Raw genomic sequence first — 26,616 nt, 5'->3', positions numbered from 1 at the left:
CGGTTGTTTTTTGGACAAACAAGCAGATGAAAGGGGCAGGACGCCGATGCAATGGTTTCGTCATACGTTAAAGGACCAAACGCCGTATTATGTTTTTTTGGCGTGCTGTTTCTGGTGGGAGTCGTCTTTGGTGCACTGATGGTGAACGCTCTCTCGCTGGAGCAGCTTCAGGATTTGTCGCGTTATCTGAAGGATTTTTTTGTGACGGTTAATCAAAATGAGCAGGGCTTTGCTGGTTCGCAAGCGACCTCAACCTTTTGGGATAGTGTGTCTCTACATCTAAAATGGGTCGGTTTAATCTGGGTATGTGGTCTTTCGGTCATCGGTCTTCCTGGCATTCTCGTACTGAATTTCCTCAAGGGTGTGTTGATCGGATTTTCGGTAGGGTATATGGTAGGACAATATTCGTGGAAGGGGCTGTTATTTTCCCTCGTCTCCGTGGCTCCCCACAATTTAATCGTCATTCCGGTACTGCTCGTGTGCAGTGTGGCTGCGATGACCTTTTCCATTCATATGATCAAAACTAAAATACTCGCTACACGGCCATCTGACGGAATGCTGCGTCCGTTGCTGTCCTACGCAGGGCTGACCGCGGCAATGATGTTGCTCCTCGTTGGAAGCGCGTCCTTTGAAACTTGGATTACCCCGGTTATGATGCAGTGGGTTACTCCTATGCTGACTGCTTCCGTGTCTCCTTGACTCCGTTTCAAAATGTTTGACTTTATTTGTATAGACCCCCTATAATAATAGGAGTGAAAAAAAGTGCAGTGGGCAGTAGCTTTTGCAGGGGGAGGGAGACACATGGAAGCACGGATCGAAAAAATTAAGCAGCAGCTGCAATCCCAGGGCTACAAACTAACGCCTCAGCGGGAAGCCACCGTCAGAGTTTTACTTGAGAACGAAGATGATCATCTGAGTGCGGAAGATGTATTTATGCTCGTTAAAGAGAAAGCTCCCGAAATTGGTCTGGCAACCGTATACCGTACCCTAGAACTGCTAAGTGAACTGCACGTCGTGGAGAAAATCAATTTTGGTGATGGCGTTGCGCGTTATGACCTGCGCGGCGATACGACCAAGCATCACCACCACCATTTGATATGTGTGCAGTGCGGCAGTGTGGATGAAATACTGGAGGACTGGCTTGGACCGCTGGAAGAGCGTCTGGAACGGGAATATAACTTTACCGTAGTGGACCACCGTTTGGACTTTCACGGTATTTGTTATCGTTGCAAGGCGAAGAACGATACGACCGCCCAGAAATTTTTGGGTAAAACCAAGAAAAACAAATCTCAGGATTAATAAGCTGACAACCCAAGCTCTCACCGGCGAAGACGCGTTCGGGGGAGCTTTTTTGGGTTCAGGATCTGCTATACGACATTAAGCGGTATAAAAAGTAACAGCTTGTCATACCCTTCCATAGAGAGCCTTAATAGGCCCTATAATCTGGAAAAAAGGCGGCTGATTCACATGGTACTATCGTTGCGGAGAGGACTGAAATGGCTGCGTTTGGTCATACTGTTCGGGGCTTTGGCATGTATGTTCTACTATAGCCTTGGGTTATTCAGGGATTGGATTACACCTGTGGATCATTACCGGATACCGGAAGGACATGCAGTCAAGGTATTCGGCGGGCAGGAATTATCCGACGTATCCGAGCATAAGACGGCAGTGTCGGAGCGTTTACGTTTCTTTTACTGGTATGGAGAATAGTCCATGTAGACGCTGAGACTGATCCGACTGAACCGTTGTATGCAGGACAAGGAGACTTCTGGAACTCATGAAAATGTATATTCAACCTTTTGTTCGATATATGGAAGACGAAAAGGGCTTGTCGCCCAGCACATTGGAAGCGTATCAGCGGGACGTGCAGCAGTTTGTCGAGTTCGCTGAAAGCTGCGGCATTGAGCAGCCGGACAATATTCAACGCTCCCATCTGGTGCTGTATTTGGGACGTTTGAAGGAACAGGGAAAAGCCGCAGCGACGATTTCGCGCAGCGTAGCCTCTATCCGCTCCTTTTTCCATTTTCTCATTCGGGAGGGGATTACGGGGCATGATCCGTCTGTCTTGCTGGAGCTGCCGAAGGCCAACAAAAAGAAGCCTTCTGTGCTCACGCAGGATGAGATAGAGCGTCTGCTGGCAGCGCCGAATGTTTCCACCCCGCAAGGGGGACGGGACAAGGCGATGCTGGAACTGCTGTATGCGACAGGCATCCGTGTATCCGAGCTGATCGCCCTGAACGTGCGTGATGTACGCACCGATCTGCGTTTCGTTCACTGTGGCGGTGAGGTGGGGAAGGAGCGTGTCGTGCCGATCAGCCGTGAGGCATCGCAGTGGGCACAAGCGTATATGGACGAGCAGCGTGCGTTGTTGCTGCGGTCCGGGCAGGGTGAGGAGGCTCAGATAGAACAGGAAGCCTTGTTCCTCAATGTGTCCGGTCAGCGTCTCAGCAGACAGGGTTTCTGGAAAATGATCAAGAAGTATGGTCAGGAAGCAGGCATAAGCGGGGATATTACACCGCATACCCTGCGGCATTCTTTTGCGGTACATATGCTGGAGGGCGGAGCGGATTTGCGCTCCGTACAGGAGATGCTGGGCCATGCCGATCTGTCCACGACGCAGGTTTATGCGCAGACAGCCAAGCGAAGTATGAAGGAAGTATACGAAAAGCATCACCCGCACGGCGGCAATCGTCCGTCCAGCGACAGGAAGGATCGTATATGACGAGACGATTTACTAATGGTGATGATTGTAGTCATCATTATAGTAACGATCACAGTAATAACGATAACAGCAACTATAACTAACGATTGTACAAGACAGGAGAGATATTGATGTCAACAGCCAACCAAGCTACGATCCAGGAAGCAGCAGATTATATCCGTGCCAAGAGCGGAATCCGTCCGGAAATCGGCCTTATTTTGGGCTCGGGTCTCGGCATTCTGGCCGATTTGATTCAGGATGGAATTAGTATTCCTTACCAGGATATCCCCCATTTTCCCGTATCGACGGTAGAAGGTCATGAAGGAGAATTGCTGCTAGGTACCATTGAAGGTCGCGCTGTAGTTATGATGAAGGGCCGCTTCCATATGTATGAGGGCTATGGCCCGCAGCTTACGGCTTTCCCGGTTCGGGTCATGAAGCAATTGGGTATTCAAAGTCTGCTGGTGACGAATGCGGCAGGCGGTGTCAATACGTCTTACGAGCCGGGCGATCTGATGGTTATCTCGGATCATCTCAATCTGACCGGACAAAATCCGCTGATTGGACCGAACGATGCGGCTCTGGGTGTTCGCTTCCCTGACATGTCAGAGGCATACAGCCGTCGCTTGCGCGAGATTGCCAAGCAAACCGCTGCTCAGCAGGGCTTCAGCTTGCAGGAAGGCGTATATGCCGGATTGCTGGGTCCAAACTATGAAACGCCTGCTGAAATCGTTATGCTGCGCACACTGGGTGCAGATGCAGTGGGTATGTCCACGGTGTCCGAGGTCATTGTAGCCCGTCATGCAGGCATTGAGGTGCTGGGCTTCTCCTGTATCACGAACATGGCGGCAGGCATTTTGGATCAGCCTCTGTCCCACGATGAAGTAATGGAGACAGCAGAGAAGGTACGTGAGAAATTTTTGAATCTCGTATTGGCGATTATTCCACAAATGTAGGTTGTCACATCCCAAGAACCCCGTTCCAAACGCCATTTAAGGCGTAGGAAAACGGGGTTCTTTTTTGCGTGCTGTTCGGTTGGTAGTTCCTAATGTGATGGAGGCGTGCTGTATGGCTTTCGTATTCGCCTTTTCTGCTACTGTCAGTCTATGCCGTTCCTGTACCTTAATCACAATAACAACGAATATGATCCAGTAGATGGCCAGAGAATTCAGAAAGCGGCTATCCGTAATATTGTTTAATACAATGAATAGGAAAAAGACAGCTGCCGTCAGCCATGTATACATATCGGTTTTACCGATTCTGAATTTAAATAAAGTGGTTATGGCGAGTGTAATGGTTGCCAACAGTCCTGTGAGGCCGATATCGATCCACAGATCCCGAAACCCGCTGTGACTGCTTGTCAGATCAAATCGGATTCCATTGGCATAGATGCTGGGCCGGTTTGCCCAGAAGGAACCGTAACCATGACCAAACCAGTAGTGACTGTCAATGGCGCCTGCAATCCCCTGCCAGATCTCTGTTCTTCCAGTCAAGGTTGTTGTCTTGCCGAATTCCAATGCAATCGCATCCCCGTAAATAAAGGCGAACACGAGACCCAAAAGCACAAGCAGGCAGGAGCTGCTAATGAAGAAACCACGCAGCGCAACGCTTCGGATTCTTTTGAATAGCAATATAAACAGGATGAACGTGAACAGGGAAGAAGTTAGCAGCAACGAGGTGGTAGATTGGCATTTGATGAGCAGTAAGGCATTCAGCAAAATAAAGCCAACATGCAAAGCTTTGCGTGTTCCCCTGAAAAAATAAATGACATGTGAAACAAAACATAGCAGAGAGAGCGTTCCCAGTGTGTTTTTATGACCGGAAATGCCTTTCCACAGCCCTGTATGTTCGACGCCCCCATGAATGGCAAAGGAGGGAACGAGCACTACCGCCAGTAGATTGAGTACGCTCAAAATACTTAACGTAATGACCAACAGGCGGATGCAGCCTTGCGTCGTATAATGGGTAACCAGATAAAGTCCGAAGGTGGAAAAAGTAACGAATTTAAGCACCATCAGCATGGATGAGGTCTGTTCCTGTTCAGCCCATAAACAGGAGGCAGCTATGTACATCATGAGCAAGGTCAGCAACGGATTATCAGCCAAGGTTGCGATCAGTGGCTTTAGCGAGGGCAACAGCATCAGATAGCTAAACAACAGGATAAGCAGGGAAATTGCGATCACTCTGGGAGACAAGCCCTGACAGGCATAAGGAATGGAAAAAGCCAGTAAACCGACCACTGTAAGGACAGTCTTCACACATTCACCACCCGGATACGATATGTATCTATTTTATACAAAATGTATCTTTTTGTGCAATAATAAAATTTTTTATTTTCATTTTCTCAAGTGTAGAGCAAGCTGTCCCGTGCATATACTCAGTCCATGCTAAGAAAATGCAAAATCCTTCAGCTCTGTCTGAAAGATATATTTTCAAAGTTTTTATAAATGGGGGTGTTCGGGTGACGGATCGTTTCACAGATCGTTTGAAGTTGAATTTGAGTGGTACGGGCACAGAGCTAACGCCGCAGCAATTAAATGAAAACTTTAAAAGCATTGAAAAGGAATTCATCCAACGTAGTGTAAATGCTAGCTGGTTTGGAGCAGTAGGTGACGGTGTCCAGGACGATACGGCAGCTTTGCAGGAACTGATCAATAAGACTCCCGACTATTCCATACTTCATATCCCAAGTGGACGATACAAAATAACCTCCACCCTTCAGATTCGCAAACAGGGCGTACGCATTTTTGGCATTCATAAGGGCAGATACCGACAGGGTAAGGGGGTTACGTCGATTGAATACTATGGTACGGGTCCTTGTTTTCAAATTGGAGACGAGAGTCTTCCATCGTTTAGCGGCTTTCAAAATGTGCAGTTTCATGACCTGGCCATCCGGTACGAAGGGACGGATCGAGCAGCATTAAATAATCCTTTTTCTCAGGAAGTAAAGCGCGGATATTATGGAAAAGGTACTTTAGGCATTCAAGATTGGAAGGGCGGCGGAGTTACGCTGGATAATGTGTTGATTGAGCATTTTGAGACGGCTTTTTGGGGCTACGAAAGCGATGTGGATTTATTTAATTGTACGGAGATTAATTACAATAAAACGGGTATTCACTTGCAGAACAGAAGTTCACAGTTTACCAGCCTTGCGCTTTTTACACTGGGGAATGATACGGCGCTCGATCTGAATAGCTCCAATGGCGCCAGATTTTTGGCCAGCCAGCACATTAAGGACGGAAGCTCAAGTGATATACCCATTCGAATTGATGATTTTATGAATGCCGAATTTATAGGCTGCTGGTTTGAGGGGCTAAGCTTAGAACATAGAGTGACGGTTCCGTCTTTTATTCAAATTGGTGCCACGAAGGAGACGAAGAATGTCGCTCTTCGCGACTCCATTTTAGCTATCGCGGACAAATTCAGGGACAAAAACGACGACAACTACTGGTCAGTATGTGACTATTTTGTAGATGTGGTCATTGGTAAAAAAATTTTAGTGGATGAGGTGGGTGGATATCCACGCAATTTGAGGAATCTGGTTTCCTTCTCCGGCAGCTCATCCACTCAGCAGGCGACGCTTCGTTCGCATTTGGATTTCAATTACGTGGATAACCGTTATTATAAAAACAACGGGACAGGGCAGGCTTTGCTGCTAGTAGAGAAATATTCGAACAACGGAATCGAGCATTTGGATAAAACCTTTGTCAAAGCCTATCTGGGAGCAAGACAAAATATCCTCGCAGGCAGTTGGCAGAAGGTAAACTTCAACCAGATCAGCTATGATGAACTGACCGAGTTTGAGGCAACGGGCAGCCGTTGGCGGGCCAAACAAGCCGGGAAGTACAGAATACAAGCCTATATTTCGACAGATCCTCAAGTGGATGGCAATCGTACACGGCTGGCGCTCCATGTGAATGATGAACAGGTTGCCGGCAGCTCGGCGTATGCTTATCTTGATGATCGGGTGATTGGCGGGCCGAACTACAGTGCTTTGAGTGGAACGATTGAACTGAAGCTGGAGGCCGATTCTTTCATTGATATACGGGTGTTCAGCCAAAATAAAACGGATATTTTACCGGGTGGAGGACTTACGTATCTCACGATCAGCCGAATGTAAGTCGCTTTCAAGTAGACGATAGACGTTCTTTCATTTTTGGGTAGTAATTGCTGTGAAACTTCCTTTAGATGTTTAATGCGCTCATGGTACAAGGATTTCATCTGCTTTGCATAATGATCGTACATACCCGACTCATATAATTCTCAAGCAGACCTTGGGATAGCACTGAGGTGCTTAAACCCGCTGTATGTTTGTGCCATTGCATTAATGGAATTAGTGAATTGGGGACAACGGCAGCAGAAATCCTTAATCCAGGCAACAGCACTTTGGAGAAACTTCTGAGATAAATGACATGACTGGCCCCATGATACGCGTGTATTGGATCAGCTTTACTGTTTGTTTCCAGATCTGCTAGATAATTGTCTTCAACGATGTAAACGTCATAGGCTTTGGCGAGTTCTGCCAGTCGTTGCTTATCTTTTGCCGTGTACGGAGTTCCTAACGGATTATGGAAACGTGGGATAGTATAAAAAAATTTAATCATATTGCTTTGAAAATTATGCTCTAAAGCTGCCCAATCAATCTCATCTTGAGTTCTTTCGAAACCAATGACGGTTTAGTTTTGTTTTGGAGTGCAACAACGAAGAAAATCAATATCGTTACTTCTGCTGCTTATATTGAGTCATAACCAGTATATTATTTCAACCCTTTGGTAAATCTGGACCAGAGGGTTTTTCAAGATTAAGTATGCGAATTAAATCTGGGTTAGGAGAAGATCACATGGACGTTTTTGCAGAATATCTAGCACGAATTGATAACCTGGGACATCGGGATCGAACGGAAGAAATTCTAGAGTGGATTACAAAGAAGTACCCACATTTAGTACCAAAAATAGCGTGGAATCAGCCCATGTTTACCGATCATGGCACATTTATTATTGGATTTAGTGTATCCAAACATCATTTGGCTGTGGCGCCTGAAAAGGCTGGGATTAATCATTTTTCCAATGAAATTGCGAAGGCCGGTTATGATCACACCAAGGAGTTGGTGCGTATCCGGTGGGATGGGCCGGTTGATTTCTCATTACTGGAAAGAATGATTGAATTCAATATTACGGAGAAGGCAAACTGTTCAACTTTTTGGCGGAAATAGGCATAGCGGATACCCTAAAAGAAAAGACCCCGCTCTCACATACAATGGAGAGCGGGGTCTTCGGGATGGTCATTCATCAATTGGTTTGGACATTGCACCGAAATAGTCTATAACAACGCTGCGAAACGCGATAGCTGCTTTCGAGATATATCTGTTTTTTTGCGACAATAAAGCAATCTCCCGCACAAGTCTCTGATCTTCTATCGGAAGATATGCAATGCGTTGCTGTGGGTTTCTTGCTGTACTTGGTATAAAGGCAAGCCCAATCTCCGCTTCCACTAGTGCGATTAATCTTGCAGGCTCATCTCCTTCATATACATACTTCGGTACAAACCCGACTGATTGGCATTTGGAGTCCACCAGATCACGAATGCCGTATCCTTTTTTCACACCCACAAACCACTCATCCTTAAGCTCTGCTAATGTGATGCTGCTTCGATCCGCATATCGATGACCAAGAGGCACCGCTACTACGATGGGGTCCTCGAATAGGATCTGACAGTCGATATCATCACCTTGGATCGGAGGAGAGGACAGGCAAAAATCGATCTCCCCTCGATGAAGAAGTGTAGACATGTCTTCCAAATTTACCATTTGTACATGAAACTGGGTGTTCGGCTTATTTTTCCGGAATTCCCGCAAGATACCTGGCAATGTGCTTGCTGTGGTGACCGCCAATTGGAGTGTACCGTGATCCGGGTTGGAGAGGTCAGCAATTTCCTGCTTTCCCTGTTCCAATTCGAATAGGGCTTTTTCGGTCCGGCGAAGGAATGTTCTTCCGAATTCGTTTAGCCGCAGCTTTCTGCCCAATCGATCAAATAACGGTGAACCCAAGTCATCCTCCAATCGCTGTATCGTTTTGCTCAGTGAGGATTGAGTGACATGCAACTTACCCGCAGCTTCCGTAACATGTTCACACCGGGCTAACGTCAGAAAATAGCGTAGCTGAAGAAGCTCCATTTCGCACCACTCTCTTATTCCTTTTAGTTCATCAAATCATAACATAAAATGCGTTGGAATAAATAACAGGATTCCATTAAGATGATCAGAGAAGAAGGGGGTATATACAAAATGAACGCTCGAAATATATGGTTAATGATATCTGTCGGCTTGGGAATCATGCTGAATCCGTTAAATTCCTCCATGATATCTATAGCCATTGCAAGACTGCAACATGTGTATCAACTTGATGTTACGACCGTTTCGTGGATTATTTTTTCCTTTTACATTGCGAGTGCTGTAGCTCAACCGGTCATGGGCAAGTGCAGTGATCTGTTCGGCCGCAGAAAGATATTCCTTATCGGTCTGGTTGTTGTCTTCGTTTCCTCCATGTTAGCTCCGTTATCTCCTGGCTTTTCTTGGCTCATCGTATTCCGGATCGTTCAATCTGTCGGCACAAGCATGATGGTAGCCGTCGGAATGGCGATTGTAAGAATCCATGTTACTGAGAAACAGGCAGCCGCCTTGTCTGTCCTTGCGATGTTCCTATCCGGAGCAGCAGCGGTAGGCCCTTTTATTGGTGGTGTAATGATTCATTGGTGGGACTGGCCCAGCATATTCCTTGTTAATATTCCATTTGTAATCGCAAGCTTTATCTTCGCCTGGAAAACCATTCCCAAAGAGGAGTCATTCAAATCCACCTCTGGTGACATGTCCATCAGGAAATGGCTCCTGCTGATTGATGCGCCGGGCATACTCTTGTTCACAGTCGCTTTGGTGACTCTGCTAATTAGCTTGCTTTCAGTCAAATCAACCGGACATCTTTCAACATGGCACCTTATGGTAGGGGGGATCGGTTTGATTGCATTAGCAACTTTTATACGACATGAATTGAAAACACCATCCCCCTTTATTCCTCTGCGGGCATTTGCTACATATCCCGAAATGACCTGGGTGAATGTACAATTTATGCTGGTTAACACTCTTTTTTACGCTCTGTTTTTTGGAATACCGTCTTATTTGCAGCAAGTACGTCATCTTAACGAAATTCATACAGGAATAATTATGCTAACCCTCGGTTTATGTTCACTTATCAGTTCTCCTCTCGCAGGACGCTGGATCGACAAATCTGGAACGCGGCTGGCTTTAATCCTTTCTGCAGTGTTAATGACATTCGGGTCCGTATTAATCATCACCTTGAATGAAGCTTCGCCGATGTTCAGTGTAATCCTCGCCTTGGCTGTATTTGGTATAAGTAACGGATTGAATAGCGTCGGCATGCAGGCTGCCCTGTTCAAGAGCACACCAAAAGAAATGATTGGTGTCTCCTCGGGTATTTTTAATACTTCGCGATACCTCGGTACCATTTTGTCGTCATTGTTAATCGGAATCATCATGGGAGATACGTTCAGTGTAATGGGAATCCACTTGCTAGGGGTCATCCTTACTTTATTTTCCACATCTTTGATCATCATGAACTTACGTCCCCAGCGATCCTCGGGCACGCAAGCGTTATAGTTCGGACATAATCAGGATTCAACGTCGAATTAGAACCGCCGCAATGGCGGTTTTTTTGTTTTGAGCTATTTAAAACATCGGATATTCGTCCAATCCTTAGGTGAGGAAGGTAGTCACTTTTCACTTATGATGCCTGTTTAATACAAACAGCCACTTTTTTTAAACGAAATTTAAGATACGTATTAATACAGGGTAAAGTTGGCCTTCTATACTTGCATCTGTGCTTCACAATCCATTCGAGGGAGAGATTTATATCAACCATTCAAGTTCATTAACATCAAATCTAATCAGAAAAACAGCAGTCAGCAAACTCGCTCTGGTTCTGACAACATGCCCAATCATGAGTACGGGTAGCGCTACCGCTAAACCATCTCCTGTATCTGCCATTTCACAAGCCACAGGGGATGCTGAAGCTCAGGCGCTTACTCAATACCGAATTCAAGCCCGGCTGGACGAGAAGAAGATGACCTTGCAGGGGAGTGCATCTTTGGCTTTATGAAAGTGGGACAAAATAAGTTCCTTCGTGGTGTTGCTACCGTATTTGTGGATATCTTCCGCGGGGGAATTCAATCGGTTGATCGTGGACAGATGGAAGCCGCCCGTTCCCTGGGACTTCCTTATCGTAAAGCTATGATGAAGATCGTAATTCCTCAGGCAATACGGATTATGATCCCTTCATTTATTAATTAGATGGTTATTACATTGAAAGATACGTCGATCTTATCCGTCATTGGCCTTGTGGAGTTGACGCAATCAGGTAAGATTGTCATCATAACATTGACTAAAATTGCTGACTATCTGGAGGTGAAGGTTCGTCGTGGGTAAAATTAAGGTTGAAGGATTAAAGAAAAGTTTTGGCACGAATCAGGTTCTGAAAGGAAATCGATATGTCGGTCACCGAAGGTGAAGTTGTCTGTGTCACAAAGCACGCGAGAATATTGGTATGGTGTTTCAGCATTTCAACCTGTTTCCTCATTTCAGTGTACTAAAAAATATCATGTTTGCACCCAGAGAACTCGGGATATTAAATGAACGGGAAGCGCGCGATACAGCACTGCGTTTACTTGAGCGGGTTGGTACCAAGTTTGCTGTGCGTACGATTTCTGAGGGTCTGCGTAAAGAGGAGTATGCCAACAATATTCGTACAACAATTATATCGCAAGGAATGGTTACGACTAACCTTCGGATGTAGCTATTAATAAAATGATCATTCGCCCTACAAGTCAATAGCGGTAATCTAAAAAGAATACTGTCTGCTTAGAGATGAGAATTTGTATAAACGGATAAAAAGTCTTTTTGAAATAAAAGGGTACAGTTTAATTTTGGAAAATCTGCACCATGCTGACTCAGCTTGGTGCTATTTGATGTTTTCAGGTGTATGGAATATTTTTCATCCAATCTGACGACAATGGTTAGCAGCACGCGAATAGGCCGGAGGAGTAAGCTTACGGGCTCCGGTGCTTTACGCCAATATGTTGAGGAGGGAACCGATTGTGAAGAAAAAAGTGGTAGCGTTCATCCTGGCTTGTCTTGTAGCCTTGACTGCTGTCCCCGTCGGCGGTTGGGCCGAGGAAAGCAAACCTGAAAGCAAGCCCAAGGAGGGTTCTGCGGCTGAGCTGGCTCCCGAGGCTCTCTCAGCGATCCTGATGGATGCGGATACGGGTACAGTCATCTATGAAAAAAATAGCCGTGAAAAGCTTCCTCCGGCGAGTATTACCAAAATTATGACTATGCTGCTGACGATGGAGGCTATTCATGATGGCAAACTCAAGCTGACCGACAAAGTACGGGCCAGCGAATATGCGGCTTCGATGGGCGGATCGCAAATTTTTCTGGAGCCCGGAGAAGAAATGACGGTCGATGAGATGCTTAAGGGAGTGGCGATGGCTTCCGGCAACGATGCTTCCGTGGCGATGGCTGAGAAAATTGCGGGCTCTGAGCAGGCTTTTGTCGAATTGATGAATGCCAAGGCGCAGCAGCTTGGTTTAAAGGATACCCATTTTGCCAATTGCAACGGTTTGCCGGTAAAAAATCACTATTCTTCTGCGCATGATATTGCGGTCATGAGCCGTGAACTGCTGAAATATCCTCAAATTACAAAATATACAGGAGCGTATCAGGACTATTTACGCAAATCCTCGGCCAAGCCGTTTTGGTTGGTGAATACGAATAAGCTGGTTCGTTTCTATACAGGAGCGGACGGGCTGAAAACAGGCTATACAGGGGAAGCGAAATTTTGCCTTTCCGCTACTGCCAAGCGTGATGGTATGCGTGTAGTCGCTGTCGTACTTGGCGAACCGAATACTAAAACACGTAACAATGAAGTATCTTCCATGTTCGATTATGCTTTTTCCCAATACACGATGAAATCAGTGTACAAGCCGGGTGACCTGCTGGGAAGCGTGAAAGTCGAGAAGGGTGTACTGCCGGAGCTGAAAATTCAGGCAGATCGTTCCTACAGTGTGCTGGTGAAAAAGGGAGGAACTAAGGAAACACTGCGTCATGAGCTGCAACTCGCTCCAAGTCTGAAAGCTCCTGTCCGTGCAGGTGATCCGGTCGGCAAGCTGGTTGTCTATCAGGATGGTAAACGGCTCAAGGAGTTTAACATAACCGCACCCGTAGCGGTGGAGAAGGCTGGATGGTGGAAATTGTTTAAACGTACCATGTCGAATCTGTTTTCTTTGTAGATTTTAAGGGGTTTTCTTCTAGTTTTGTCGGAGGGCAGGAATCGTCTGCGGCTGCGTAGAAATCCTTGTCCAAGACCGGGAGGAGAGTGAGTAAGCATGAACCTGCAAATTGAAATGGAGCATCACCGGGGGGTGCTGATTGTAAGGCTGTCCGGTGAGCTTGATCACCATACGTCGGACATGGTCCGTATGCAAATGGATGAGGCGATTCAGCGCCGCCAATGCGAGCATATCGTGCTCAGCTTGAAGAATCTCCAGTTTATGGACAGCTCCGGCCTTGGCGTTATCTTGGGACGTTACAAGCTGATTAAACAAAAGGGCGGGAAGATGGCTGTCTGTGATGTCAATCCGCCGGTACACCGACTGCTGGATATGTCAGGCTTGTTTAAAATCATGCCTGTATATGAAAACGAGGGAAATGCGCTCACGGAACTGGAGGTGGTGTCATGAGAGAAAGTACAGGAAACAATTTCATGAGCTTGCAGTTTGCCGCCAAATCCGAGAATGAAGCGTTTGCCCGCGTCGCTGTCGCTGCCTTTATTTCCCGGCTTGATCCGACGATGGACGAGCTAAGCGATCTGAAAACCGTGGTGTCCGAGGCGGTGACGAACAGTATTATTCACGGCTATGACAGCGATCCGTCTGGAGTCGTGACGATCAAGGTTGGGATTGAAACGGACGTGGTAACATTGGTGATTGAAGATGCAGGAAGAGGGATTGAGGATTTGGAGCTGGCGAAGCAGCCACTGTATACGTCGAAGCCTGAATTGGAACGGTCCGGCATGGGTTTTACTATTATGGAAAATTTCATGGATGAGTTTGAAGCAGTCAGTGAGCCGGGCGGAGGCACGTCGGTCCGGATGAAGAAAAGGATTGAATCCAAGAAAGCTTTATATAATTAGGGGTTGATCCTATGGAAGCAGGAGGAAAAAAAACTTCGAACAGCTATTTGGAGGATGCTGAAGTCAAACGGCTCATTGCACTGAGTCAATCCGGTGATAATGATGCCCGTGAGACGCTGGTCAATAGTAATATCCGGCTCGTCTGGTCTGTCGTGCAGCGCTTTATGAACCGGGGATATGAACCTGACGATCTTTTTCAGATCGGCTGCATCGGTTTGTTAAAATCGGTGGACAAATTCGATCTAAGCTATGAAGTCAAATTTTCAACGTATGCGGTCCCGATGATTATTGGGGAAATTCAACGTTTTCTGCGCGATGACGGCACGCTCAAGGTTAGCCGCTCCTTAAAGGAGACGGCCAATAAGGTTCGCAAAATGAAGGACGAGCTGTCCAAACGGCTGAACCGTTTACCTACGATCAAGGAAGTCGCAGATGAACTGGGAGTTACACCAGAGGATGTTGTTTTTGCCCAGGAGGCTAACAAGCCGCCAACCTCGATTCACGAAACAGTGTTCGAAAATGACGGTGATCCGATTACGCTCATGGATCAGATTGCTGATGAATCGCAGGAGCGATGGTTCGATAAGCTGGCGCTGAATGAGGCTATCGGCGGGCTGACTGAGCGGGAACGGCTCATTGTATATCTACGTTATTATCGCGATCAGACCCAATCGGAGGTCGCAAGCCGACTTGGTATTTCCCAGGTGCAGGTATCGCGGCTGGAAAAAAGATTTTGCAGTCGATTCGCGATCAGATTGCTCAATAATATCGGTTAGGAATTTTGCTAAATCCTCATGCCTGTGTAATTCAAAAGGGTATTCACAAGCCATGTTAATGGTCAGGAATACCCTTTTTGCGTGGAGAAAAAGAAAGTGCGCAGAATATGTTTCTTGGCTTCGTCTCATAATAAGGTAATTACGAGGATAAGGAGGGGATCGGATGACTCATAATCCGGCTCCTACAGTGGCTCCCATAGTCTATTTACGTCTCCGCAGTCGAGTACGCATGTTACAGGGGCATGACTTGCGTTTGGGAGATGTAGCCCATCTGCTGGCAGATCCCGAATGGGAAAACGATCTGCTGGAGCTTGTTCTCAAGCGGCCGCAGCAGCAGGACGGTAATCTGATACTGGTGGACATGCTGCAAATCATTTCGAAAATTAGAGAACGCATTCCGGGTGTCGTCGTGGAATCTCTCGGCAAGCCGCATGTGCTTGTGGAAATCGTGGAGAAACCGCGTAAGCCATCCAGAATATTGTTTGTTTTGGTATGGTTGCTTCTGTTCTTTGGATCTGCGCTCACGATTATGAATTTCCACGCTGACGTCAGCATGATGGAGGTGCAGGTGCGGATTGTTGAAATGATTACCGGACACAAGGATGAGCATCCATATCTGTTCCAGATTGCGTATTCGATCGGCATCGGCTTCGGCATGATTGTGTTCTTTAATCATTTGTTCAAAAAAAATGGAACGAGGAGCCGACGCCGCTGGAAGTGGAAATGTATCTGTATCAGGAAAACGTGGATCAGTACGTTGTGGCGGAGGAATATGAAAAGATGGCCCGCATGCATACGAAGGATAAGCGCCGATGATGATATATGTACAGGGTGTACTTCAGATCATCTTAGGTATCGCTGGAGGCGTAGCGGTGGGTGGTGGCGTGATCGCACTTTTTATTGTGCTGGATATGATTCCTCGGCTGGCACAGCTTACCCGTACCTATAAACAATCACGAGCATATGAAAAATCTATGATTTTGGGTTCAGTGGTGGGAACGGTGGCAGATTTTTGGAATATTTGCTTGCCGTTGCCGGGTGTACTTACGTGGATACCGGGGTTGTTTTGCGGAGTGTTTATCGGTTTACTTGCCGCAGCACTGACTGAGGTACTGAATCTCTTGCCTATACTCGCCAAGCGGCTCCATATGACCGTGTATATGTTTGGCTTGCTGATGGCGATGGTGCTGGGTAAGGTGACTGGTTCGTTTTTTGACTGGTTCGTATACAACCGATAACGAGGAAAGTGAAGGGGGCAAGAGATATGGAGCATAGACCGGATCAAGATCATCAAGATCATCAGGAGGACGGAGCCATCGGGAATGAAGGTTATACTGCTGGCAAGGAAGAAATGAGCCCGTGGAAAAAAAGGCAGGCACAGGAGTCAGCACATTATAAACATAAAAAAGAGAGTGAGCGCTCTGATAACGTAGAGGAATCCGTCCTCTATTGGCAGGGTAAGGATGATATATCGCCAAGGATGAAGGATAATCGGGAAACGCTTAAAGCAGTAATCGGTCTGGGGGAGACCTTTGACGTCGTATTCAGGGAGATGACACTAGGTGGGCGTCATATCGGCTATCTGTTTCTGAATACCTTTGCCAAGGACCAAGTCATGGTTGAAGTGCTAAAGCGGCTCACCTATCTAACACCGGATGATCTGTCTACGGATGGACTGCAATCGTATTTTGAAAATTATATTCCGCATATTCAGGTGGAAAAGAGCGAAAAAATGTCGGTTGTCATCAACAAGGTGCTGACAGGCTATAGCGCCTTCTTTATGGAAGGTGAGCGCTTTTCGGTCATTTTGGATACCCGTAATTACCCGGTACGCAATCCCGAGGAGCCGTCACTGGAGCGCGTCGTACGCGGTGCCCGTGACGGCTTTACAGAGACGATGCTGACAAATGTGGGTCTGGTTCGCCGCCGTTTGCGGGACCCCGGCCTTAAATTTGAGGCGATGCAGGTTGGTCGCCGCACCCGGACAGACGTATGCTTGGGCTACATTGATGATATCGTGGATAAAGTGATGGTGGATACCGTACGCGACAAAATTAAAAACGTCGATCTGGACGGCATCCCGCTGGCGGATAAGCAATTAGAGGAGACGATAATTAATAAAGGCTGGAATCCATATCCATTAGTGCGATATTCGGAGCGACCAGATGTCGTGGCTTCGCATATTATGGAAGGGCGACTCGTTATTTTCGTCGATACCTCACCCAGCGTGATGATCTTGCCTACCACCTTTTTTGACCTTTGCCAGCATGCAGAAGAGAATCGGCAAACGGCTTTTATGGGGAGCTATTTGCGCTGGGTTCGCTTTATAGGGATTTTTGCCTCGATGTTTTTGCTTCCGATGTGGCTGCTTATGGTCATCAATCCCGAGCTAAAACCGGCGTTTCTTGATTTTATCGGTCCTCAAAAGGAAGCCCATCTCCCGCTGATCGCACAGTTTATCATTGTGGAGCTAGGGGTCGATCTCATGCGCATGGCGGCTGTCCATACACCGACACCGCTGGCTTCCGCGATGGGCTTGATCGCCGCCATTTTGGTCGGGGATATTGCGGTCAAAACGGGACTGTTCGTCAACGAAGTTGTGCTGTATATGGCTGTGGCTGCTATCGGGATGTTCGCAACACCGAGCTATGAATTGGGATTGGCGAATCGGCTAATCCGGCTGTTTTTGCTGATCGCTGTGGCTATTTTCCACGTTCCGGGTTTTATCGTAGGCACGACACTGATCATTTTGATGCTAACACTGCACCGGTCATACAATTCTTCCTACCTGTGGCCGTTCATTCCTTTTAATGCCAAGGCGATGGCTTCTATCTTGTTCCGTATGCCTGTGCTGAATGCGCCTAACCGTCCGTCATCTAACAAAACGCGGGACAATACGCGCATGCCGAACACGGATGCAAGCACGGATTCGAACTCTGGCAACAGGCAAGAACATTAATATAAATGATCTGCATAAAAATCCATTCTTCTTGATGCTTTTTTTGCTATACTGGTGTTAACATTCGATGGAATATGACTTTGTTTGTTCCAGAAAGAGAGGCGCCAGAACATGTATTTGCATGGAAGCAGTAAAATTAACAGCAATGGACATTTGGAGATTGGCGGATGTGATACAACGTTTTTGAAGGAGCGTTTTGGAACACCGCTATATATTGTAGATGAACAGTTAGTACGCCAGCGTTGCCGGGAGTTTATAGAAGCTTTTCGTGAAACCGGGTTGAAGTTTCAAGTCGCTTATGCAAGCAAAGCATTTTGCGTAATGGCAATGTGTGCTTTGGCTGCAGAAGAAGGGATGTCGCTCGACGTCGTTTCCAGTGGAGAGTTGTTCACCGCGCTGCAAGCTGGATTTCCGGCAGAGCGAATCCATTTTCACGGCAACAACAAAACACCGGAAGAAATTGAAATGGCGCTAGATGCGCAAATTGGTTGCTTCGTGGTCGACAGCGAGATGGAGCTGCATTTGCTTCAGGCCCTTGCCTCCGAGCGGAATCAGCAGGTAAATATTTTATTGCGGGTTACACCGGGGGTTGAAGCGCATACGCACGAATATATGGGCACAGGCCAAGAGGATTCAAAGTTCGGTTTTGACATTGCGAACGGTACAGCACGTCATGCGGTGGAGCAGGCTATCAGGCTGGATCATCTGAACTTACTGGGGGTACATTCCCATATCGGATCGCAAATTTTTGAAGTGAACGGTTTCCAAATGGCTGCCGAACGGGTTGCCGCTTTTTCCAGAGAAATCAAGGAACAGCTTCAGTTTTCTTTCAAGGTTATTAATCTGGGTGGGGGATTTGGCATTCGTTACACAGAAGAGGACACACCACTGAAAATTTCCACCTATGTGCAGGCTATCGGCGAAGCGGTAAAAACTCATTTTTCCGGGCTTTATGATGAGCTTCCAGAAATCTGGATTGAGCCGGGACGCAGTATTGTGGGCGATTCAGGCACAACCTTATACACGGTAGGAAGTATCAAGGATATTCCGCAGGTACGGAAATACGTCTCGGTGGACGGTGGAATGACGGATAATCCGCGTCCAGCGCTATATCAGGCGAGGTATGAAGCCATGCTGGCTAACCGAGCGTACGATGCGAACGAGGAGACGGTATCCATTGCGGGCAAATGCTGTGAAAGCGGCGATATGCTCATTTGGGATGTGGAGCTGCCGCGTCCGACCAACGGGGATTTGCTCGCTGTTGCTTCAACCGGAGCCTACAATTATTCCATGGCGAGTAATTATAACCGGATACGCCGACCAGCGGTTGTATTTGTAAACAATGGTGAGGCCGAGCTGGTGGTGCGCCGGGAAAGCTATGAGGATATCGTTCGGAATGATGTCGTGCCACAGCGCCTGGTTCGTGACCAAGCCGGTTCATCGGTTCATCCCAACGCCAAGATAACGGTTTCTTCCTGATTTTGATAAGCGTGACGAAGTAGACCATTTAGCCGGAAGTGATATACCGGGGATAATGGTCTCTTTTTTTGGACAAGGCTTTGCTAAGCGCGGCAATTCATAGTAAACTGGAGCTTGATGCTATTTAGCTTTCAAAACAGGTTGAAAAGGAGCTACAAACAATGAAAAAAGGTAGAATAGATCTTGAAAATGGCGGTATCGTCGAAATTGATTTTTTTCCAGAAGAAGCGCCAAACACGGTTGCTAACTTTGAAAAACTGGCAAACAGCGGCTACTACAACGGCTTGAGCTTTCACCGTGTAATTCCAGGCTTTGTTGCCCAAGGTGGTTGTCCTAATGGAACAGGCACAGGCGGCCCTGGCTACACAATCGACTGCGAAACAGCTACGAACACAACGAAGCATGCCAAGGGCGTTCTGTCCATGGCGCATGCAGGCCGTAACACAGGTGGAAGCCAATTCTTCATCTGCTACGCACCACAGCCGCATTTGGATGGAGTACATACTGTATTTGGTCAAGTGACCAAAGGTATGGAATTCATTGATGCTGTAAAACAAGGCGACAAAATGAAAGAGGTTAAAGTATTTGACGCGTAATATACCGTTAAATGCATGATCTTTTTGTATAACGTTACACCTAAGCCGTTCTGTCTTTGGACAGTGCGGCTTTTTGTTGTCTTTTGTTTGTCGGTTTGCTGTTTTATCGCAAACACGCAGGTATTAAAGTGAATAAAATCACATTCGAAAAGTAAGTGTTGTGATAGCCTTTTCATTAGAATGCATTTTCCATTTTTGGATATGAGCTTTTCAAGCACAGTAAGATTTGCAAAAGAAGGGGGCTTATCACATTGTCTATTTTAACGCGTACAAATCGACTCGGATTTTTTTGAAATCCGGCTGGAATCCATTGGTGGACTCGGCGCTAATCTGGCTGGTAAAATGCTGGCCGAAACGGGCGTGCTTGGTCTGGGGCTTAATGCTTCCAATTTTTCGTCCTATGGTTCTGAAAAGAAGGGAACCCCGGTCAAAAGCTTTGTACGGTTCTGTGATCCCGGGGTAGATATCCGTGATCACAGTCCGATCGAGCAACCGCATGTGGTAGGCATTTTTCATGAAACATTGTACAAAACGGTCAATGTCATCAGCGGGCTTCCGGCGGATGGGATCGTTGTGGTCAATTCCACGCGTCCGACAGAGGAAATACGGGCTGATTTGGGACTGGTATCCGGCACGCTGGCGGTAGTGGATGCCATGGGCATCGCACTGGAGGAGCGGACCAAACTGAATACGTCCATGTTGGGTGCGCTGTTCCGTGTCTGTGATTTTTTAGATCCGGAGGCGATGAGATCGGTTATTCGCAGTACCTTTGAGAAGAAAAATCCACAGCTGGTGGAGCCTAATTTGCGTACGTTTAACCGGGGCTTTGAGGAAATGGAGCTGCACGTATATCCGGTTACGAATGATGCACAGGATCGGATTTTTGAACGGCCGCAGCCTTTGCTGGGTTATGAAACACAACCCTCGGGAGGTGTTATTGCCACGCAGGGAAACAGCATGACGAGAGATGTCAGCGGTTCACGTCAGGGCTTTGTGCCTGAATATGAAGCTGATAAATGTACGCATTGTGCCAAGTGTGATTCGATTTGCCCGGATTACTGCTTTGTATGGGAAGAACAGGCGGACAAACGGGGAAGAATGCTACCATTTTTGCAAGGGATTGATTACCAGTATTGCAAAGGATGCTTGAAATGCGTAGATATTTGCCCGTCGGGGGCATTAAGCTCGCGCCGTGAGCAATGGGGATGGGCGGAGCAGCATCGGGTTGCCCACCAGTTTCCGGTATATGAAGGAGGTCGTGTGTAATGGCGAAACTGGAGGAAGAGCTCAAGCAGACAGGCGCCGCACAGGTGACAACGTTCGAATCCGGCAATGAAATGGCGGCTACGGCGGCTGCGCAGATCAATTATCATATGATGGGATATTTTCCAATCACACCCTCGACCGAGGTGGCGCAATATCTGGATCAGATGAGAACGAGAGGTCAGCATGACATTAAGCTGGTCGCAGCAGACGGTGAGCATGGATCGGCAGGGATATGCTATGGTGCTGCGGCAGCGGGAGCGAGAGTTGTGAACGCAACAAGTTCGCAAGGCTTCCTGTATATGCTGGAGCAGTTGCCTGTGCAGTCCGGCACTCGTTTTCCTATGGTTATGAATCTGGTGACCCGGGCTATTAGTGGCCCGCTGGATATCCGTGGGGATCACTCAGACTTGTATTATGGTTTGAATACGGGCTGGGTGATTTTGACCGCAAGCACGCCGCAGGCTGTGTATGATATGAACATCATGGCGCTGAAAATCGCAGAGCACAGTGATGTTCGGCTGCCTGTGATGGTCGCTTATGACGGTTTTTACACGTCCCATCAGAAGCGTAAGGTGCAATATTTTGCCGATGCCGAAACCGTGCGCGGTTTTGTGGGGCCGAACCCGAATCTGAATTATCCGAATATTTCCGATTTTGACCATCCGGTTACTGTCGGGGCGCATATGAACGGCGATGACCTGACGAATAATCATGCTCAGTTATCTGAGGCGTTAAAGCTGTCAGAAGGAGTATATGAGCAGGTTGCCGCAGAATATGCCGCATTATCTGGGCGGGAATATCCGATTTTGGATCTCTATCATATGGAGGATGCCGAGGTTGCAGTATTCCTGCTGAATTCGGCGGCTGAATCGGCTAAGGATGTAGCCGATCAGCTCCGCGCGCGCGGCATTAAGGCCGGTGTGATTCGTCCGAATATTATTCGGCCGTTTCCGGCCGCGCAGCTGCGTGAGGCATTGCGCCATGTCAAGGCGCTGCTGGTGGGTGAACGTGCGGATTCGTACGGCGCCGATGGCGGTAATTTGACGCACGAAATCAAGGCGGCCTTGCAGGAGGACCCACTGAATCGGACGCTTGTATTGTGCCGCATTTTTGGCTTGGGCGGCAAGGATTTTTATGCGGAGGACGCTGAGGCGTTCTTCCAGCTTGCGATTGAGGCGGCGGAAGCCGGACGGACCGAGAAGCCTTTTGATTATTATGGGCTTAATCCGGGGTCCCCGGACAAGGTCATGCCGCAGGTTATGCAGCCGCCACGGGGAGATGCGTACCGTACGGGTCTGATTCAGGTTACGCCGGATGAGGCGACCGGGAAGCTCAAGGTCAAGGTGCCGCCGTTACGTTCGCTGACGACCAAACCACGCCGTCTCACGCCGGGTCATGGGGCATGTCCAGGCTGTGGAGCGCTGTCTGCGTTGGAGCTGTTTTTCAAAGGCATCGAGGGCGATATCGTCGTGCTGTTCCAGACAGGTTGCGTATACGTGGTCACAACAGGTTATCCGTATACATCACACAAGCAACCGATGATCCATAATCTTTTTCAAAATGGGGCTGCTACGCTCTCTGGAGCGCTGGAGGCTTATATGGAGATGAAGCGCCGCAATGAGATTGAGATGGCGGATGATCCGACCTTTATTATGATCAGTGGTGACGGCGGGATGGATATTGGCATGGGTTCGGCTGTCGGGGCTGCTCTGCGCAACCATAAGCTGATTATGCTGGAATATGATAACGAGGGGTACATGAATACAGGCTCGCAGCAATCGTACTCGACTCCGGTCGGTCATATGACGAGCACGTCAGGCGTAGGCAAGATGCAAAAAGGGAAACAGGGCCACCACAAGGATACGGTGCAAATTATGGCAGCCTGCAACATTCCATATGCCTTCACCGCAGCCGAAAGCCATCCGCAGGATATGCTGCGTAAAGCGGCCAAGGCACAATGGTATGCGAATAACGTGGGGACGGCTTATGGTAAAATCCTGTGCGCCTGTCCGCTGAACTGGAAATCCGAGGATAGACTGGGTACCAGTATTGTGGGTGCCGCTGTGGAATCTTGTTTCTTTCCGCTGTATGAGATTGAGCAAGGCAGTACGACGATTACGTACAATCCGGAGGACAAGGGAAAACGGATTCCAGCCGCGGAATGGCTCAAATTAATGGGCAAAACAAAACATCTTCTTAAGGAGGAAGCCACGCTGGCTACCTTTGATCAGGAGATTGAACGCCGCTGGAATATTCTGAAAAAGAAACATGAAATTTCGGAGCTATAATCCAGTTTTTTTGAATAATACACTTTGAACATTGTTATAAGATGTTACGGTACCGGTTCGATCAAGATTCTTTGCGCTTGTTGCGCGAAGAATCTTTTTTGTCGTTTATGGGATGAAGCATAAAAAATCAGGTAATGATTTCCGATATAGGAGTGGAGGCCTACGTGAAACATGTTGAATTAGTGCTTTCTCTGAATTTTAAGATGCAATGAGGTGCAGGTATGATTAAGCTGAATACAGTTGAGATAATCGAAATTATAAAGAAGCAAATACCCAAGGTCATGAATATCACACCAGTGGAACTGAAATTTACGGATGACTTTGGACGGACATCGCTGGCAGCGACGGATCACAAATTCACGCTGACGAACCAGCATTATTCCGCCAAGGTGATGGATTGTGTGCTGGAGACGCAGGTGCGCCCCATTTTAATGTGCGAAATTATTTATTTTCTGAAATGTGAGTTTATCGACGGGCATGTTGATGTACGGCTGGATTACGATATATGCGCGGAGGGTGGCCGTGGACCAACCGCTTCAGCGGTCATTACGTTCGATCATGCTACGCAGCTCGGGATCGAAGAACTGGCCGATCTGATTGATCTGGCGCTTCACATGAATGATAAAACCTGGTTTGAAGAGCTTTCCAGCCAATATGTTAAAACAAAAGCAGGAGCGTCCACCATTAGATAACTTGCTTTTTTTAGAAGTCGGTGCTAATATACGTAACAAGTTTAATGCTAATTCAATTGAATAAGAGCAAGATCCTTCGGGGCGGGGTGCAATTCCCCACCGGCGGTGATGACGTGTCTGTAAATCGCTTTTGCGATGAACAGTGCGGCTTAGTCCGTGACCCGGATGCTGAACGATCAGCAGAAGGTGGACCTGGTGCAATTCCGGGACCGACAGTATAGTCTGGATGGGAGAAGGATACGAAGCGCATGTGCATGACGTGACATGTGCCGATTTTTAGCATACGTAATTGTACGTACGGCTTATTTCGTTGCAGATAGCATACGGAAGATTGCTTGTTCTTCAAGCTTTTTTTCGGAGGCTCTTCTGAGCGTATTTGGTTGTATGCTCATTCATGCTTTCTATTGGCAAACTTATCATTCATGTGGTCTCAAGATGTATATGGACTGCGCTTGTATAATGCAAATTCGACTCTCATCACCCCCATGACGGATATGATCCGGACTGGGGGTTTTTGCGCTTACGCCTGATGAATCAGGGATAAACTGAACTTTAGATGGAAAGGAGTGAAGGCATGTTTACCGGATTGGTCGAGGAAGTGGGACGGATTCAGCAGATTTCCAGAAGCGGAGAAGCGATGGTGCTGGGCATTACGGGTTCTGTGGTATTGGGCGATTTGAAAATAGGAGACAGTGTTTCCGTGAATGGTGTTTGTCTGACCGCAACACAGGTGGGTACTAAGGATTTTAAGGTAGATGTGATGCCGGAAACCTTTCGAAGCAGCAATCTGAAAGAATTGAAATCCGGTAGCCGGGTCAATCTGGAACGGGCTATGGCGGCGAATGGCAGGTTCGGAGGGCATATCGTACAGGGACATGTGGATGGAACGGGCACGATTCGTCGGGTGACATCAGACCAGAATGCGGTTGTATACGAAGTTGCACCTACAGATCAGGCAATATACAAATATATTCTTCTCAAAGGCTCGATTACACTCGACGGTATCAGCCTGACGGTTGCCCAGCGGACGGGAGATACCTTTGCCGTATCTATCATCCCCCATACTTTATCCGAGACGGCCTTGCAGGCCAAACGTGAGGGAGACACCGTCAATATTGAATGCGACATTTTAGGCAAATATGTGGAGCAGCTTTTGAACTACGGAGAATCATCGGTGACGGAGGGACCGGAAAAAGCTCCTATGAGTCTGGATTATTTGGCGAAACACGGCTTTGCTTGATGCCACAAGAAATAAGGAGGAAAGCGTAATGGAAAGCGGGAGTAGAGAGAGTCATTCAAATATAGCGGCTGACGAAGTGGAGTATGGTGTGTTGGAGCAGGAAATGGAAATTCGTCTGGATTCCATTGAAGAAGCGCTGGAGGAACTAAAGAACGGTAAAGTCGTGATCGTGGTGGATGATGAGCAACGGGAAAACGAAGGCGATTTTATCGCTCTGGCTGAAAAGGCGTCCCCCGAGGTCATTAATTTCATGATTACCGAAGGCCGCGGGTTGGTCTGTGTGCCGATTACAGGGCAAAGAGCAGAGGCACTGGAATTGCAGCCGATGGTGGAGCAGAATACAGATTTCCACGGCACAGCCTTTACGGTGTCGGTGGATCATAGAGAGACGACAACGGGGATTTCAGCAGCCGAGCGTTCATTGACCGTGCGTGCGCTGACCGATGAAGCAGCCACAGGAAGCGATTTCCGCAAGCCCGGTCACATGTTTCCGCTGATCGCCCGCGATGGGGGTGTTTTGCAGCGTGCGGGTCATACCGAGGCGGCTGTTGATCTGGCCCGGCTCTGCGGCTCCAAACCCGCCGGAGTCATTTGCGAAATTATAAAGGAAGATGGGTCCATGGCTCGGGTGCCTGATTTGGCAGTGATCGCCAAGCGTCATCATTTGAAGCTGATCAGTATTCAGGATTTGATTGATTATCGTCGTCGTTTGTCATTGAAAGTACAGTTTTGAAACTCATTATTTAAAAAAAGAGAGGTTGATTTATATGGCACGTTTTCTGGAAGGTAATCTCGTATCGGATGGTATGAAGTATGGTATTGTAGTGGGCAGATTTAATGAGTTTATTACAAGTAAGCTGTTAAGCGGGGCAATCGATGCACTTCAGCGACATGGAGCGCAGGAAGATGAGATTGATGTGGCCTGGGTGCCAGGCGCTTTTGAAATTTCACTGATTGCTCAAAAAATGGCTGCAAGCGGTAAATACGATGCTGTGATTACGCTGGGTACGGTGATCCGTGGTTCTACCTCGCATTATGATATCGTCTGCAATGAAGTGGCCAAGGGTGTGGCGGCAAGCAGTCTGAAAACAGGTGTGCCTGTTATTTTCGGTGTAGTGACGACGGAAAACATTGAGCAGGCTATTGAGCGTGCAGGTACGAAGGCTGGTAATAAAGGCTGGGATTCCGCACTGGCTGCGATTGAGATGGCGAATCTGGGCAAGCAGTTTTAATTTTGCGATTACCTGAATAGAACGGCATAACTATAGCCGGAAAAAGGGATTGGATTGTTAAGCAAGGCGATGACGTATATACTACAGAAAGAGGGATTGATAAAGTCGAGCATAAGTGCTAACGGGGAA

Annotated in this window: 23 protein-coding genes, 6 pseudogenes and 1 riboswitch; of the genes and pseudogenes, 26 read left to right on the top strand and 3 right to left on the bottom strand. The window is 47.6% G+C overall.

The window, feature by feature from the left end; translation table 11 throughout:
- The first annotated feature begins 46 nt into the window (after nt 1-46).
- The 5 genes and pseudogenes from spoIIM (at nt 47) to QMK20_RS15260 (ending at nt 3,657) form a co-directional block, all read left to right on the top strand.
- A pseudogene (gene spoIIM, locus QMK20_RS15280) lies at nt 47-699 on the top strand (stage II sporulation protein M).
- Between the two features lie 102 nt (nt 700-801).
- Nucleotides 802-1,299, top strand: a complete 498-nt coding sequence (gene fur / locus QMK20_RS15275; RefSeq protein WP_137063517.1) for a ferric iron uptake transcriptional regulator — start codon at nt 802-804, stop codon at nt 1,297-1,299.
- A 168-nt stretch (nt 1,300-1,467) separates the two neighbouring features.
- Complete coding sequence (locus tag QMK20_RS15270) at nt 1,468-1,710, top strand: YqzK family protein (RefSeq protein ID WP_044647628.1); 243 nt, start codon at nt 1,468-1,470, stop codon at nt 1,708-1,710.
- A 67-nt stretch (nt 1,711-1,777) separates the two neighbouring features.
- Entirely contained in the window at nt 1,778-2,722 is a 945-nt protein-coding gene (gene xerD, locus QMK20_RS15265) for a site-specific tyrosine recombinase XerD (RefSeq protein ID WP_283652290.1), read from the top strand.
- Nucleotides 2,723-2,832: 110 nt separating this feature from the next.
- Nucleotides 2,833-3,657 (top strand): purine-nucleoside phosphorylase, encoded by an 825-nt coding sequence (locus tag QMK20_RS15260; protein WP_283652289.1) that lies wholly within the window; start codon nt 2,833-2,835, stop codon nt 3,655-3,657.
- A 36-nt stretch (nt 3,658-3,693) separates the two neighbouring features.
- On the opposite strand, the gene QMK20_RS15255 is transcribed toward QMK20_RS15260, so the two are convergent.
- On the bottom strand, nt 3,694-4,959 hold the full coding sequence (locus tag QMK20_RS15255) for an O-antigen ligase family protein (protein ID WP_283652288.1): 1,266 nt from the start codon (nt 4,957-4,959) through the stop codon (nt 3,694-3,696).
- Between the two features lie 203 nt (nt 4,960-5,162).
- Between QMK20_RS15255 and QMK20_RS15250 the strand changes: the two genes are divergently transcribed.
- Complete coding sequence (locus QMK20_RS15250; protein WP_283652287.1) at nt 5,163-6,821, top strand: glycosyl hydrolase family 28-related protein; 1,659 nt, start codon at nt 5,163-5,165, stop codon at nt 6,819-6,821.
- A 97-nt stretch (nt 6,822-6,918) separates the two neighbouring features.
- On the opposite strand, the gene QMK20_RS27700 is transcribed toward QMK20_RS15250, so the two are convergent.
- Complete coding sequence (locus QMK20_RS27700; RefSeq protein WP_404529621.1) at nt 6,919-7,344, bottom strand: aminotransferase class I/II-fold pyridoxal phosphate-dependent enzyme; 426 nt, start codon at nt 7,342-7,344, stop codon at nt 6,919-6,921.
- 197 nt (nt 7,345-7,541) lie between these two features.
- Between QMK20_RS27700 and QMK20_RS15245 the strand changes: the two genes are divergently transcribed.
- Nucleotides 7,542-7,913, top strand: a complete 372-nt coding sequence (locus tag QMK20_RS15245; RefSeq protein ID WP_283652286.1) for an iron chaperone — start codon at nt 7,542-7,544, stop codon at nt 7,911-7,913.
- Nucleotides 7,914-7,982: 69 nt separating this feature from the next.
- On the opposite strand, the gene QMK20_RS15240 is transcribed toward QMK20_RS15245, so the two are convergent.
- On the bottom strand, nt 7,983-8,873 hold the full coding sequence (locus QMK20_RS15240; RefSeq protein ID WP_044646823.1) for a LysR family transcriptional regulator: 891 nt from the start codon (nt 8,871-8,873) through the stop codon (nt 7,983-7,985).
- 111 nt (nt 8,874-8,984) lie between these two features.
- Here QMK20_RS15240 and QMK20_RS15235 point away from each other — a divergent pair, with 111 nt between their 5' ends.
- The 19 genes and pseudogenes from QMK20_RS15235 to ribH all read left to right on the top strand — a co-directional run bounded on the left by QMK20_RS15235 (nt 8,985) and on the right by ribH (nt 26,487).
- On the top strand, nt 8,985-10,370 hold the full coding sequence (locus tag QMK20_RS15235) for an MFS transporter (RefSeq protein WP_283652285.1): 1,386 nt from the start codon (nt 8,985-8,987) through the stop codon (nt 10,368-10,370).
- A 340-nt stretch (nt 10,371-10,710) separates the two neighbouring features.
- Nucleotides 10,711-10,869 carry a hypothetical protein gene (locus QMK20_RS15230; RefSeq protein WP_283652284.1) on the top strand — a complete coding sequence of 53 codons (159 nt, stop codon included), beginning with the start codon at nt 10,711-10,713 and terminating at the stop codon, nt 10,867-10,869.
- Nucleotides 10,857-11,195, top strand: a pseudogene (locus QMK20_RS15225) (ABC transporter permease subunit); the annotation flags it as partial. The gene QMK20_RS15230 and the pseudogene QMK20_RS15225, both read left to right, overlap by 13 nt.
- A pseudogene (locus tag QMK20_RS15220) lies at nt 11,188-11,454 on the top strand (ATP-binding cassette domain-containing protein); the annotation flags it as partial. The pseudogenes QMK20_RS15225 and QMK20_RS15220, both read left to right, overlap by 8 nt.
- A gap of 409 nt (nt 11,455-11,863) precedes the next feature.
- Nucleotides 11,864-13,057, top strand: a complete 1,194-nt coding sequence (locus QMK20_RS15215) for a D-alanyl-D-alanine carboxypeptidase family protein (RefSeq protein WP_283652283.1) — start codon at nt 11,864-11,866, stop codon at nt 13,055-13,057.
- Between the two features lie 96 nt (nt 13,058-13,153).
- Entirely contained in the window at nt 13,154-13,507 is a 354-nt protein-coding gene (gene spoIIAA, locus QMK20_RS15210; RefSeq protein WP_014282157.1) for an anti-sigma F factor antagonist, read from the top strand.
- Nucleotides 13,504-13,959: an anti-sigma F factor gene (gene spoIIAB / locus QMK20_RS15205; RefSeq protein WP_014282156.1), complete on the top strand. Its 456-nt coding sequence runs from the start codon at nt 13,504-13,506 to the stop codon at nt 13,957-13,959. Before spoIIAA ends, spoIIAB begins: the two co-directional genes overlap by 4 nt.
- Nucleotides 13,960-13,970: 11 nt before the next feature.
- Nucleotides 13,971-14,725 (top strand): annotated as a pseudogene (gene sigF, locus QMK20_RS15200) (RNA polymerase sporulation sigma factor SigF).
- Nucleotides 14,726-14,898: 173 nt separating this feature from the next.
- Nucleotides 14,899-15,551 (top strand): annotated as a pseudogene (locus tag QMK20_RS15195) (stage V sporulation protein AA).
- Complete coding sequence (locus tag QMK20_RS15190; protein WP_283656287.1) at nt 15,551-15,973, top strand: stage V sporulation protein AB; 423 nt, start codon at nt 15,551-15,553, stop codon at nt 15,971-15,973. Before QMK20_RS15195 ends, QMK20_RS15190 begins: the two are co-directional and overlap by 1 nt.
- Before the next feature lie 26 nt (nt 15,974-15,999).
- Nucleotides 16,000-17,694, top strand: coding sequence for a spore germination protein (locus tag QMK20_RS15185; RefSeq protein ID WP_283652282.1), 1,695 nt, complete (start codon nt 16,000-16,002; stop codon nt 17,692-17,694).
- A gap of 111 nt (nt 17,695-17,805) precedes the next feature.
- Nucleotides 17,806-19,173 (top strand): diaminopimelate decarboxylase, encoded by a 1,368-nt coding sequence (lysA, locus tag QMK20_RS15180; RefSeq protein WP_283652281.1) that lies wholly within the window; start codon nt 17,806-17,808, stop codon nt 19,171-19,173.
- A 161-nt stretch (nt 19,174-19,334) separates the two neighbouring features.
- Nucleotides 19,335-19,769, top strand: coding sequence for a peptidylprolyl isomerase (locus tag QMK20_RS15175; RefSeq protein ID WP_014282150.1), 435 nt, complete (start codon nt 19,335-19,337; stop codon nt 19,767-19,769).
- A 251-nt stretch (nt 19,770-20,020) separates the two neighbouring features.
- Nucleotides 20,021-21,035 (top strand): annotated as a pseudogene (locus tag QMK20_RS15170) (2-oxoacid:acceptor oxidoreductase family protein).
- Nucleotides 21,035-23,323 (top strand): thiamine pyrophosphate-dependent enzyme, encoded by a 2,289-nt coding sequence (locus QMK20_RS15165; RefSeq protein ID WP_283652280.1) that lies wholly within the window; start codon nt 21,035-21,037, stop codon nt 23,321-23,323. The pseudogene QMK20_RS15170 and the gene QMK20_RS15165 overlap by 1 nt, the downstream one beginning before the upstream one ends.
- Before the next feature lie 221 nt (nt 23,324-23,544).
- The gene (locus QMK20_RS15160; protein ID WP_283652279.1) at nt 23,545-24,015 is read left to right on the top strand and encodes an IDEAL domain-containing protein; all 471 of its coding nucleotides are present in this window, start codon (nt 23,545-23,547) and stop codon (nt 24,013-24,015) included.
- Nucleotides 24,016-24,083: 68 nt separating this feature from the next.
- Nucleotides 24,084-24,257, top strand: a riboswitch (FMN riboswitch).
- Nucleotides 24,258-24,589: 332 nt separating this feature from the next.
- Complete coding sequence (ribE, locus tag QMK20_RS15155) at nt 24,590-25,255, top strand: riboflavin synthase (protein ID WP_283652278.1); 666 nt, start codon at nt 24,590-24,592, stop codon at nt 25,253-25,255.
- 28 nt (nt 25,256-25,283) lie between these two features.
- A complete protein-coding gene (gene ribB, locus QMK20_RS15150; RefSeq protein ID WP_283652277.1) occupies nt 25,284-25,988 on the top strand; it encodes a 3,4-dihydroxy-2-butanone-4-phosphate synthase in 705 nt (234 codons plus the stop codon).
- Nucleotides 25,989-26,022: 34 nt separating this feature from the next.
- A complete protein-coding gene (gene ribH, locus QMK20_RS15145) occupies nt 26,023-26,487 on the top strand; it encodes a 6,7-dimethyl-8-ribityllumazine synthase (RefSeq protein WP_283652276.1) in 465 nt (154 codons plus the stop codon).
- Nucleotides 26,488-26,616: the final 129 nt, after the last annotated feature.

The sequence above is a fragment of the Paenibacillus sp. RC334 genome (genome assembly GCF_030034735.1).
GTDB lineage: Bacteria > Bacillota > Bacilli > Paenibacillales > Paenibacillaceae > Paenibacillus > Paenibacillus terrae_A.
Note: the sequence above shows the minus strand (reverse complement) of the source record. Positions and strands in the feature narration are given on the sequence as shown.

What these genes read in the sequence shown, in the direction of transcription:
- ribB (WP_283652277.1), top strand. Translation starts at nt 25,284, where the DNA reads ATGGAAAGCGGGAGTAGAGAGAGTCATTCAAATATAGCGGCTGACGAA.
- spoIIAB (WP_014282156.1), top strand. Translation starts at nt 13,504, where the DNA reads ATGAGAGAAAGTACAGGAAACAATTTCATGAGCTTGCAGTTTGCCGCC.
- QMK20_RS15235 (WP_283652285.1), top strand. Translation starts at nt 8,985, where the DNA reads ATGAACGCTCGAAATATATGGTTAATGATATCTGTCGGCTTGGGAATC.
- QMK20_RS15245 (WP_283652286.1), top strand. Translation starts at nt 7,542, where the DNA reads ATGGACGTTTTTGCAGAATATCTAGCACGAATTGATAACCTGGGACAT.
- QMK20_RS15230 (WP_283652284.1), top strand. Translation starts at nt 10,711, where the DNA reads ATGAGTACGGGTAGCGCTACCGCTAAACCATCTCCTGTATCTGCCATT.
- ribE (WP_283652278.1), top strand. Translation starts at nt 24,590, where the DNA reads ATGTTTACCGGATTGGTCGAGGAAGTGGGACGGATTCAGCAGATTTCC.
- xerD (WP_283652290.1), top strand. Translation starts at nt 1,778, where the DNA reads ATGAAAATGTATATTCAACCTTTTGTTCGATATATGGAAGACGAAAAG.
- QMK20_RS15260 (WP_283652289.1), top strand. Translation starts at nt 2,833, where the DNA reads ATGTCAACAGCCAACCAAGCTACGATCCAGGAAGCAGCAGATTATATC.
- ribH (WP_283652276.1), top strand. Translation starts at nt 26,023, where the DNA reads ATGGCACGTTTTCTGGAAGGTAATCTCGTATCGGATGGTATGAAGTAT.
- QMK20_RS15185 (WP_283652282.1), top strand. Translation starts at nt 16,000, where the DNA reads ATGGAGCATAGACCGGATCAAGATCATCAAGATCATCAGGAGGACGGA.
- QMK20_RS15190 (WP_283656287.1), top strand. Translation starts at nt 15,551, where the DNA reads ATGATATATGTACAGGGTGTACTTCAGATCATCTTAGGTATCGCTGGA.
- QMK20_RS15240 (WP_044646823.1), bottom strand. Translation starts at nt 8,873, where the DNA reads ATGGAGCTTCTTCAGCTACGCTATTTTCTGACGTTAGCCCGGTGTGAA.
- fur (WP_137063517.1), top strand. Translation starts at nt 802, where the DNA reads ATGGAAGCACGGATCGAAAAAATTAAGCAGCAGCTGCAATCCCAGGGC.
- QMK20_RS15160 (WP_283652279.1), top strand. Translation starts at nt 23,545, where the DNA reads ATGATTAAGCTGAATACAGTTGAGATAATCGAAATTATAAAGAAGCAA.
- QMK20_RS15270 (WP_044647628.1), top strand. Translation starts at nt 1,468, where the DNA reads ATGGTACTATCGTTGCGGAGAGGACTGAAATGGCTGCGTTTGGTCATA.
- QMK20_RS15175 (WP_014282150.1), top strand. Translation starts at nt 19,335, where the DNA reads ATGAAAAAAGGTAGAATAGATCTTGAAAATGGCGGTATCGTCGAAATT.
- lysA (WP_283652281.1), top strand. Translation starts at nt 17,806, where the DNA reads ATGTATTTGCATGGAAGCAGTAAAATTAACAGCAATGGACATTTGGAG.
- spoIIAA (WP_014282157.1), top strand. Translation starts at nt 13,154, where the DNA reads ATGAACCTGCAAATTGAAATGGAGCATCACCGGGGGGTGCTGATTGTA.
- QMK20_RS15165 (WP_283652280.1), top strand. Translation starts at nt 21,035, where the DNA reads ATGGCGAAACTGGAGGAAGAGCTCAAGCAGACAGGCGCCGCACAGGTG.